Here is a 9890-nt window from a genome sequence, read left to right on the forward strand (position 1 = left end):
GCATAAGAATTTGCATCTTTCGAAAAAAAATGTTTTATGTTATACTTTTACGATTCTAAGGAGGTAAGCAAAACTTTATTGGAAGAAAAAACTGAGGAAGGGTTTTTAAGGCTATCCTTTGAAGATACAAATGTAGCACGAAATCTGTTCGGCCCCAGAGACGAAAACATAAAGTACCTGAAAAAGTACTTTAACATTAAAACAAGTATCAGGGGAAATCATCTCACCATTATTGGAAATAAAAAAGACATTGAAAATACTAACAAAGTCATAAATGAACTTCATGGCGTTATAAAAAGGGGTTTTATCATTAATACTTCCGATATAGATCATGCCGCTCGATATATTGCACATACAAATAATGGCATTGATGAACTGTATAATGATCAAATATACATATACCCTTCCAAAAAAATAGTGACCCCAAAAACAAAAAATCAAAAAAAATATGTGGATACAATCAGAAATCATGACATGGTTATAGGAATTGGCCCAGCAGGAACAGGCAAAACATACCTTGCTATGGCCATGGCACTTTCGTCTTTTTACAAAAAAGAGGTTTCAAGGATAATATTAACAAGACCTGCAATTGAAGCAGGAGAAAAGCTCGGATATCTTCCAGGAACTATGTATGAGAAGGTAAACCCTTATCTTAGACCACTCTATGATGCGCTCTATGATATGGTTGATATGGACAGGGCTTCTCGACTTCTGGAGAAAGGTGCAATAGAGATAGCACCTCTTGCATTTATGCGAGGGAGAACACTGAACGATGCGTTTGTTATTCTTGACGAAGCCCAGAATACCGCATCTGAACAAATGAAGATGTTCCTGACAAGACTCGGGTTTTCTTCGAGAACGGTTGTCACAGGAGATATCACGCAAATTGACCTCCCTGATAAAAAAACAAGTGGTCTTGTGGAAATTCAGGGTATCTTAAAGGGGATAAAAGGTATAAAGTTTGTTTATTTTACGGAAAAAGATGTGGTCAGGCACCCTCTTGTTCAAAAAATTATCAGGGCCTACAAAACAAAAAAGTTAGCCCCAGAGGATAGAAAAAATGCAGAACGGAAAGGATAAACCTCCTTCGTATTTAAAATATAATAAACTACTTATTTTTCTTCTCCTCTCCATTGTTTTATCGTTAACCATCAACATAAGGTATCTTTATTTGTTAACCGAATATCAGTACGGTGATATAGCCAGAGAAAATATAAAAACACCCGCTGACTTATATGTACCAAAAAGCGATATCACCATTAAAAAAGGTGAAATAATTGTAAGGGAAGGTGAGAGGATTAATGAAGAACACTTAAAAAAACTCTCTGCCCTAAAAACGTTGGAGCACGAAGGGACACTTTCCCCCACAAGGTTTCTATCTCTATTCATCTTACTCTTTTTATCAATCACAATAATCTACGAATATGCAGATAGGAATATAAAAAAGTTTATACTTTCAGAAAAAGACCTTATCTTCTGTGCTATTCTTTTAGCATTTATTACCATTTTGGTAAAATTTTCCATACTCATCTTTGAATATTTTTCTCATATCCATACCATAAACCTTTTCTACATCCTGCCTATATTCTTATTCGGGATGGTACTGAGAATAGTTTTATTTTCTGAAGCAGCAATTATTTTTTCTATATTTTTCGCGATAGTTATGGGTTTTACCTTTGAAAACAGCCTGCCAATATTTCTCTATGCACTTCTCGGCAGTATACTCACCGCATACTTTTCAGGAAAATGTGAAAACAGAAATACCGTACTCAAGGCAGGTTTATACACTGCTTTTTTGATGTGTTTCCTTGTGTTTCTTTTCAATGTGTTCTTCGGGCATTCACTCGCTAATATTCCGATAAAGGTCGCCTTTATCCTGTTAAATGGTATAGGAAGCAGTTTTATTGCCCTCGGGCTTTTACCTGTAATTGAACATATTTTCGATTACACCACCGATATAAAATTATTAGAACTTGCAAACCTTGAACACCCATTGCTTGAAGAGATGATGGTGAATGCACCTGGTACATACCACCATAGCATTATTGTGGGGAATCTTTCAAAGGCCGCGGCCGAAAGTATAGGGGCACACCCCTTACTCACAAGGGTTTCTGCATACTACCATGACATAGGGAAACTAAAAATGCCACACTATTTTATAGAGAATAGAACGGATTTTGATGATGTGCATAAAACATTATCACCAAACATGAGTGCCCTCATCATCCTTTCCCACACCAAGGAAGGGGTTGAGCTTGCCGAAAAGTATAAGCTTGGAAAAAAAATAACCGAGATTATAGAACAACACCATGGAACAAGCCTTGTAAGTTATTTCTACAACAGGGCGAAAGAAATGGAAGATCCTAAATTGCATGTAATAGAAGAAAAGGATTTCAGATATGTTGGGCCTAAACCGCAAACAAAGGAAGCCGGTATAATTATGTTAGCAGATGCAGTTGAAGCGGCCTCCAGAATTCTTGAAGAACCTACACCAAAAAGAATAGAAAACCATGTTCAAAATATCATAGAAAATATATTCCTCGATGGGCAGCTTGAGGAATGCGAACTTACACTAAAAGACCTTCATGCGATAGAGAAAAGTTTTATCACAATATTAATAGGCATATTTCACCATAGGATTGAATATCCTGAAACTAAGGGTTTGAATTCCAGCAAACATCATCAGATAAAGGCTTTACGGGTATAGACATTTTTTACCGTGTCTACATTTGTGGACAAATTTGGACAAAATCAATATATTTCTACTTGACTAAATATATTGTTATTTAACTACTTGAAACCACTTGATAACATCGGCTGACCTTCGGATTAGGAATCCAACGGTCATATCATCTTCTTCCTGAAGTCGAGCGTTTATCATCCTTTCTGGGTATCTAATGTTTCACTTGGTAATCGTGGTTTTTTTACCATACAATATCAGTAAAAACCATCTGAGTAGAAAATAAGTCTGTGACCGTCTTTCAGAGATGCAAAAAAGCCCTTGCTATTTTTTTGTTGGTGGTTGTAGTATTTAGAAAAAGACAAGTTGGTATATTAATTGTTATATTCTATAAACCGAGGAGGAAGAAGAAGTGACGGACGACAAAGGTCTATACAGCGTGGGAGAACTCATAGAACTTGATAGATACGATGAGGCCAATAAATACCTTGAGCTGGGCTGGATTCTTCTAAGTACCCATCTGAACGATACTGGTGATTCCGATTTTAGACAACAAAAAACGGTTTATTGTTTGGGCTGGCCCAGAACCCTGGGAAATTCAAAACATCCCAAAATGCCGTGGGAAGAGTACATTGAAAAGAAGTCACCTTAAACATAACCATTCGTTCAAGCCAATCGCCCATACTGCGGCCTCCTGCAATGACGGCAGGTGTACAGATCATGTATGGGATATTGAAGATGTTGTTTTTTTATTAAATTGTTATTAAATTGTTCTTGACAAACACAAATTGATGAATTATAGTGATTATTGATGTGATAAAAATGAACCCCATTGTTCCTTCGGGTACGATGGGAGTAAATTAATGGGCCATCCAATTACGGATGGCCTTTTAATTTAAATTGGGGGTGCTTATGGGAAAAGTTGCAATTTTCTTAGATGGAGGTTATGTAGAAAAGGTTCTTAAATATGATTTTGCAGAAGCAAAGATTGATTTTCAAAAACTTGCCACTGTAATGACAGAGCCCGATGAACTCTTAAGAACCTACTACTATCATTGTCTCCCGTTCCAAAGTTCTTCTCCAACAGAAGAAGAAAGGGAGCGATATTCTAAAGCTCATAGATTTACAACCGCCTTATCTTTTTTACCAAGGTTTGAGGTACGACTTGGAAAATTGGTTTATAGAGGAATTAATACGAATGGTGAACCAATTTTTGTCCAAAAGAGAATAGATTGCATGGTAGGGGTTGACATGGCTCTTTTGGCGGGAAAGGGTAGAATAACCAATCTTGCTATTTTTACAGGTGATAGCGATTTTATACCCGCTATTCAAGCAGTAAAACAGGAAGGGGTTTTGGTTACCCTTTGGCATGGAAGTTATGGTCAATATACCAGTCCAAGTAGGGAAATTGTAGAAGTTTGTGATGAACGTAAACAATTAACGCAGGATATTATAAATAAGATTCTTTTTAAAAAATAATTTTTATTTTTCAAACTGACCCACTACCGAAAATCGAAAATAGGAAAGGAGAAAGATTCAGCTTGACAAGTTATTGGAATAAGAGAATAATACAGAAAAGGGTGGTTGTAACAAAGGAAAATCAGTCTTAGATATTCTCTCTGGTGATGAGAATTTAGTCACATTCCTGCTGGACTCTGCTAATTCGTAATCAAGAACATCTGTGCTCGTAAAATCTTTTTTTGGGAGGGAGGTGAGTTCATATGCCGATGGTGTCTCCATTTCATTCAAAATTACCCGGTACTTCTGTGCATCATAATAATAGTAAATGTACGGAAGGTAATAACATTGAATCATATAACCGGAAACCGGGTACTGGTGGTTTACCGCTTTGTGATCATTGCAAAAGATTAAATAGCGAAGGCAAATGACATTAAACCTCCAACTTTTGGCAATGATCTTTTATTAACTCGCCCAAAAAAGACACAGTTATTCCCCATTTTTGGGCGAGTTCTTTAAAAGTTAAACCTGTTTCGTAACCATTATTAATAGTCATGCAATCCATTCTTGGATTAACGGGTTGTGTATGTAACTCATAGCATAATATTTCATCAAAGCCTCCCTTAAAACCGAATTGTTGGTTTTTATAAGCATTTTCAATATGTTTTCTAAATTCTTTAGTTTTTTTTGTCATAACAAAAATTACCCCCACAAAAAAACATACACAATAGCCTTTTCCGCCATCTAATATTGTCTGGCTAACATTGTATATAAATCCCTTAAATTAGGATACTACCAGCCTCCCATTTCAAACTGAGTCACCACCGAACAAGGGGTAGTGTCCTGATTTGAATATAAGTAAAAATTGAATTATTAAGATTTCTTTTTGGGGAATGGAATTTTTGTTTCAATAAAATCTACCAAACTGACCCACTACCATAAATTTGGACATTACCGACGAATTTGAATGGCGGTTCAATGGCCGTGAGAATCCATATATGTTTAGAGATACGCTCATAAGATTGCTCAATGCACCAAAAATGGAGTTTAAAGAACTGATAACGAAATCAGCATAAAAAGAGAGATTAAAACAGTCTTTCTGGTTGGGTTGCAACTTCATGCCCCAAAACATTTACAATAATACGTTCCATCTTTAATGACCCAACATCGCTTGATTGTGTAAATCGCACAATTGCTATTAAACTGTCACCCTTGCCGAATCTTTCAATCCCAGAGTCCACGTTCTTAAGAAAGTTCTCGTCAAGAATATCAGCATAAAAGCTATTCTGTCCATCAAAAAACTTCCACTTATTTCCTTCCTTGAAGGTAGGGGATTCGATCAACAAACTCATTTTCATTTCACTTTCAAGAAGAGGCTTTTCAATATTGACAGGAATAAAACAGGGGGCGTCTTTTTCCTTTATATTTACAACTTCATCAAGGGACTTTGAATTAATACGAATAAAAGACAAGCCACTTTCTAAGGGTTTTTTTATGAATTGTTCCACAGACTTGCCAGCTTTAGAATCGGTGATTATATTTATCACATCTGCGGTAAAGTAATTAAGTTGACCATTCTGATTCTCGATCTGAAATATATTTTGTTTATCAGGCACGGGGGTTACTGCTTTTGGTGGGCTACCATTGAGATGTAACCATGCTTGAATTGAGTCTTTGATAAGCCCTATGAAATCCTTGATTGAAAATGGCGTTGTAGGCATTAAGATGGTGTACGCCACACCTGCTATCTGTAATGCAAAAACAATGTCAAATGAATCTTGCTTGAATCCTTGAATTTCAGTTCTTAATGTAATCTTTTCTCCATATGCCGTGCGAGATGCGATACCCATAAAATCACTAAAAGCAAGAATATAACTTGCAACGTCATATGAATTCATGCGTCCGGTTTCAACGGACACGCCGTGATATTCGAGAGATAATTGGTCTTCGATCATTTCAGCATCCATGTTCTACCCCTTTTTGTTACTCTATAGAGAGTAAAACCCTGTTCGGTATCAGCGTAATAGCACACCTGGTCTAATTATGTAATTTTTAGTATTTTGAGGAGCCAGGGGACTCCAATAGCTGTAATCAGGAAACCGATGACCAAAGCTGCGCCTTTTAGAAAGTTTAGTGTTTTCACAACGGATTGCATTTGGTCAGTATATTTTGTAAGGGCTTGGCTTAAAGAATCTTCTCCTTTCTCTCGTGCTTTCACTTCTATAGACAACCCTGCAAGTAAATTACCAATCTGAGTATTGTGTCCGTCAAGAATCCCTTCAAATCGCTTATACCATTCATTCTGAGATGCAATTTCCCGGCGAAGAGTCTCCATCTGATCTTGTAGCCTCTGAATAGTCTCCAACACGGAGTTCATAACAATTGGCCGATATTTCTGCATTACTTGGACAAGTTCATCGGGGAAATCCTCCAATGCGGCTTCGGGTTGCGGAAACTCCCCAAGTTCACCTCCTTCAAGCGTGAAGAACGTTGCCCCGATTACCTTTTTCCCAGGTATAATAGGAAAACGTGTTGAGGAGAGGTTAAACAGACCAATCAAAAGGCGACCCCTATAAAGGGGATCAACACAAAACCCACCAATAGCGAGAATTCCAGCATGACTGAGCTTACGCTTAGGGCTGAGTTCAGCCATCATGTTATTTGGTAACTCCAAACGTTCTTCGGTCAAGGTAAACACCATTTCACCAGGTTCTATAAATAAATCCTTTTTCTCTGCTTCATTAAGGTTACTAACATCTATTGGCCGTTCATAGAATGCCTTGAGAATTCGAGTGCTTAATCGGAAATCATACTTGACACCCTCTGCGCACTTTATACTTCCCCCTTTTATAAATGTTTCGTCTTTTACTGCCCCTATAAGTTTTTCTCCGGTGACGATGTTGGCCATTCTATTCACCTCCATCAGAGATTTAAAAAGATTGTACTGTTGATTACTATAGTTATTTAACATAAAATTGAGCATTGTACATCTTTTTTTAATTATAGAATAAGTGTTCTCAAAGTCAAGCCCCTTTTTCATTGTTCATATCTCCTTCTTGTATCAAGTTAATAATCACGAAATTAGATAGTTTCTATAAACCTCACTTTATGATAAAATTATCCTATGCTTATTAGGTTATACTCAATTGGAGACAACAACTTTTTTATGTATGTTATGACTGAAAATTTACAGGATGCCTCAGATACTTTTATTAATAAATTAGCCCTTCCGCCTGTTGTGTCTACAATAAAACGGCGTAAATTAAGCCTTTGTCTACAGCATCACGCTAAGAATGGCCACTATCAATGGTTTTGTAGGGATTGAATATCCTGAAAGGACATTCCATGACGGTAATGATAAAAAATTCCCAAAAATTGTTGAAAATGGACACAAGGAGCCTCCGAAGCGTTACAGAAGATTTGCTAATCTCTTTAGGGTTGCAAAATAGAGATTTAAGCATACTCTTTGTAGATAATAAAAAAATCAAATCACTTAATATAGAATTTTTTGGCAGAGACAAATCTACAAATGTTATATCCTTTTCCTACATGAACGGTCTGTCTTGTGAAATTTTTGGAGATATTATAATCTCCCTTGAAAAAGCAAGAGAAGAAGCAAAAGATTTAGCGGTTCCTTTTTATGAAAGGGTGCTTGCCCTTATAATACATGGCTTACTACACATATTAGGGTTTGACCATGAAAAAAACAGAAAAGAAAGCAGGAAGATGAGATACAGAGAAACGAAGCTCATGGATTATGTCCGTTCTCACGAGATGTATAAAAAATTACTCTATAAAAACATGGGTCAATAAAATTTATGGACAACCGCTTCATTCCTCGTCCTTCGTCCCTCGGTCTAAGTTTTCTGTCTGGTATCCTGTTAATACTTATCCAGCCACCGATATCTCTCTACTATCTCGCATATTTTTCCCTCATGCCACTTTTTCATTCATTGAAAAAAGAGGGTCTTCGTCATACATTCATTTCAGGCTTTATTACCGGGATAGTCTCTTACCTTGGGCTTGTATACTGGACTGTGATAGCTATGAACAGGTACGGAGGGATAGATATATATTTAAGTTCTTTGATACTTCTGTTACTTGTACTTTATCTATCAATATATACAGGATGTTTTACAATTTCTGTTTCTTATCTTGAAAAAAGGTTGTCAATTCCTATCTTCATCTCTGCTCCACTCTTATGGGTGTTATTAGAATATTTAAGAGGTATTGTGCTCACAGGTTTTCCATGGAGTTTTCTTGCCCACTCACAATATAAGTTCTTATCACTAATTCAGATAACATCCATCACCGGTACATATTTCATATCATACCTGATAGTCGCATTTAATTGCATTATATATCATGTCTTAATGGTCTATTCAACAAACGGGTCTACACCTCTTTAATTTGCATATTCTTCATCGGATCTCTCATATACGGCTACAAACAGTTGAGCAAAAAGGATGAGGGAATATTAACTGTTGCAATTATACAGGGCAATATAAAACAAGACGTAAAATGGGATGAGGCTTTCAAAATAAAAACAATCAGAACATATTACAATAAGACCCTTGAGGCAGGAAAAAATGTGGATCTTATTATATGGCCTGAAACTGCAATGCCTTTTATCTTTGAGCAAGAAATATATGTAAACAAATTCATAAAGGAGCTGCCCTCTCTTCTCAATACCCCCCTCTTATTTGGAACCGTTTCCAAGGATTCACATGGAAAGCACTACAACTCTGCATATATTTTAGGAAAAAAGGGGGGGATAATCGGTACTTACAGCAAGGTTCACCTTGTCCCCTTTGGTGAATATACCCCGCTCATTACATATTTCCCGTTCTTTGAAAAATTAACTGCTGCAGGAGGTGACTTTTCACCCGGGAGGGGACACAAACCGATCGCAACAGAGGCTGGAAACATAGGTGTACTTATATGTTACGAGGGAATATTCCCGTACATCACAAATAAAACAGTGAAAAGAGGTGCTCAGGTACTTGTCAACATCACAAATGATGCATGGTATGATAGATCATCCGCCCCTTATCAACATCTTGCTTTTTACGTCTTCAGGGCAATTGAGACGGACAGGTATCTTTTAAGGGCTGCAAATACAGGCATAAGCGCCATCATTGACCCAAAAGGACGCATAAAGGCAGAGACAGATATCTTCAAGGAAGATGTATTAAAGGGAACTTTTACTATTAGAGATACACAAACACCTTATGTGAGATACGGGGACTGGTTTATTCTGCTCGCTTTCTTATATACCTTCATCATCTGTGCAGCGAGGTGCTGGAGGATTTCCACATTCCATCCACTGGGCAATATGAACTCAAGTTTATAATTTTAATTCCAGAGATCCTGTTTGAGTTTTACTCTCAAATCATCTCCTGATCAGAAGTTCCGGCAGAAGGGTGGAGAGTTTCGGTACATAGGTTATGACGAGGAGACAGGCAATAAATAGAATAATAAAAGGCAATACTGCCCTGCCTATCTCAATGAGCGAACGTTTCATGATAGCCATTGAAACAAAAAGATTCAGACCAAAAGGAGGGGTCAAAAACCCGCACTCTATATTTACAATCATGATGATGCCAAAATGGATGTAATCTATATCGTATCTGTTCAACGTTTCTATCAGTATGGGAGATATGACTATAACGGCTGTGACAATATCCATAAGGGCGCCGATGATAAGCAGGACCCCATTTATTGCGAGGAGGAAAAGCCATTTGCTCTGAAC

General features: G+C 37.1%; 11 protein-coding genes. 7 read left to right on the forward strand and 4 right to left on the reverse strand.

What is annotated here, in order from left to right; translation table 11 throughout:
* The first annotated feature begins 78 nt into the window (after positions 1–78).
* From NTU69_09945 to NTU69_09960, 4 genes are all read left to right on the forward strand, one after another.
* Entirely contained in the window at positions 79–1080 is a 1002-nt protein-coding gene (locus NTU69_09945; protein ID MCX5803832.1) for a PhoH family protein, read from the forward strand.
* A complete protein-coding gene (locus NTU69_09950) occupies positions 1061–2707 on the forward strand; it encodes an HDIG domain-containing protein (GenBank protein ID MCX5803833.1) in 1647 nt (548 codons plus the stop codon). The genes NTU69_09945 and NTU69_09950 overlap by 20 nt, the downstream gene beginning before the upstream one ends.
* 385 nt (positions 2708–3092) lie before the next feature.
* Entirely contained in the window at positions 3093–3332 is a 240-nt protein-coding gene (locus NTU69_09955; GenBank protein MCX5803834.1) for a hypothetical protein, read from the forward strand.
* 260 nt (positions 3333–3592) lie between these two features.
* The gene (locus tag NTU69_09960) at positions 3593–4159 is read left to right on the forward strand and encodes an NYN domain-containing protein (GenBank protein ID MCX5803835.1); all 567 of its coding nucleotides are present in this window, start codon (positions 3593–3595) and stop codon (positions 4157–4159) included.
* A 412-nt stretch (positions 4160–4571) separates the two neighbouring features.
* On the opposite strand, the gene NTU69_09965 is transcribed toward NTU69_09960, so the two are convergent.
* The 3 genes from NTU69_09965 to NTU69_09975 form a co-directional block, all read right to left on the reverse strand.
* Complete coding sequence (locus NTU69_09965) at positions 4572–4832, reverse strand: hypothetical protein (GenBank protein MCX5803836.1); 261 nt, start codon at positions 4830–4832, stop codon at positions 4572–4574.
* A 391-nt stretch (positions 4833–5223) separates the two neighbouring features.
* A complete protein-coding gene (locus tag NTU69_09970) occupies positions 5224–6105 on the reverse strand; it encodes a hypothetical protein (GenBank protein ID MCX5803837.1) in 882 nt (293 codons plus the stop codon).
* Between the two features lie 74 nt (positions 6106–6179).
* A complete protein-coding gene (locus NTU69_09975; GenBank protein ID MCX5803838.1) occupies positions 6180–7178 on the reverse strand; it encodes a hypothetical protein in 999 nt (332 codons plus the stop codon).
* 314 nt (positions 7179–7492) lie between these two features.
* Here NTU69_09975 and ybeY point away from each other — a divergent pair, with 314 nt between their 5' ends.
* Genes ybeY through lnt form a run of 3 tightly spaced genes read left to right on the forward strand, consistent with a single transcriptional unit; the run spans position 7493 to position 9491 of the window.
* Positions 7493–7951 carry an rRNA maturation RNase YbeY gene (gene ybeY / locus NTU69_09980; protein MCX5803839.1) on the forward strand — a complete coding sequence of 153 codons (459 nt, stop codon included), beginning with the start codon at positions 7493–7495 and terminating at the stop codon, positions 7949–7951.
* A 5-nt stretch (positions 7952–7956) separates the two neighbouring features.
* Positions 7957–8547 (forward strand): hypothetical protein, encoded by a 591-nt coding sequence (locus NTU69_09985; protein ID MCX5803840.1) that lies wholly within the window; start codon positions 7957–7959, stop codon positions 8545–8547.
* A complete protein-coding gene (lnt, locus tag NTU69_09990) occupies positions 8490–9491 on the forward strand; it encodes an apolipoprotein N-acyltransferase (protein MCX5803841.1) in 1002 nt (333 codons plus the stop codon). The genes NTU69_09985 and lnt overlap by 58 nt, the downstream gene beginning before the upstream one ends.
* A 39-nt stretch (positions 9492–9530) precedes the next feature.
* Here lnt and NTU69_09995 read toward each other — a convergent pair.
* A partial coding sequence (locus NTU69_09995; GenBank protein MCX5803842.1) for a TRAP transporter large permease subunit occupies positions 9531–9890 on the reverse strand: 360 nt, incomplete at its 5' end.

It is taken from the genome of Pseudomonadota bacterium, assembly GCA_026388215.1.
GTDB lineage: Bacteria > Desulfobacterota > Syntrophorhabdia > Syntrophorhabdales > Syntrophorhabdaceae > JAPLKF01.